The organism is Cylindrospermopsis sp. CR12 (genome assembly GCF_001432185.1).
Classification (GTDB): domain Bacteria; phylum Cyanobacteriota; class Cyanobacteriia; order Cyanobacteriales; family Nostocaceae; genus Raphidiopsis; species Raphidiopsis raciborskii.
The window spans coordinates 497-1,380 of sequence record NZ_LMVE01000098.1; the positions used below are offsets into that span (position 1 = coordinate 497).

The 884-nt window shown below is 44.1% G+C and carries 1 protein-coding gene; it reads right to left on the bottom strand.

Annotated elements, in window-relative coordinates:
* Positions 1-884: Calx-beta domain-containing protein (locus tag ASL19_RS11315; RefSeq protein ID WP_304437817.1), on the bottom strand; the 884-nt coding region annotated here is incomplete at both ends.

Here is an 884-nt window from a genome sequence, read left to right on the forward strand (position 1 = left end):
GTTGCGCCACCTGTGGGACTGGAAAGAGTTAGGTTGACGGTTTCGTCTGCTTCAAATTGGCTATCGTTAACAATGGGAATGGTGACGGTTTTACTGGTCTCTCCGTTGGCAAAGTTGACGGTAATTGGGGTGTTATTGTAATCAGATGGTGCATTTGCTGTTCTATTTGTTAGATTAATTCTGACACCAACCGCGCCATCACTTCCATTAATCCGCGTGAGTGTGACTGCGGTAACGGGGGTTCCATTCTCATTAATGGAGTAAGTCTCATTGCTAAATTGAATGACTCCCGGTACTGCGTCATTATCAATAATGGTTAGGGTGGCGGTATTCTGTGTTCCTAAGGTTGCGCCACCAGTTGGATTGGAAAGAGTTAAGTTGACGGTTTCTGTCGGTTCATAAATACTGTCGTCAATGAGCGGGATTGTCACCGTTTTACTGGTTTCTCCATTAGCAAAGGTGACAGTAATGGGTGTATTTGTGTAATCTTCTCCTGCTATCGCACTTTCATTACTAGGGGTTAGAATAACGCTAACTTCCCCATCACTCCCACTAGTCCGAGTTAATTTAATATTCGCCGTTCCGTTTTCGTTGACGGTGTAGTTACTGCTATTGAGGTTAATGATTCCTGGTTGCGGTAAGTCATCGTTAATGATGGTTAAAACTGCTGTAGTTTGGGTTCCTAAGGTTGCGCCACCGGTGGGATTGGAAAGAGTTAGGTTGACGGTTTCGTCTGCTTCAAATTGGCTATCGTTAACAATGGGAATGGTGACGGTTTTACTGGTTTCTCCATTGGCGAAGTTAACCGTAATTGAAGTGTTATTGTAGTCAGATGGTGCAGTTGCTGTTCCATTTGTTAGGTTAATAGTTGCACTAACTGCGCC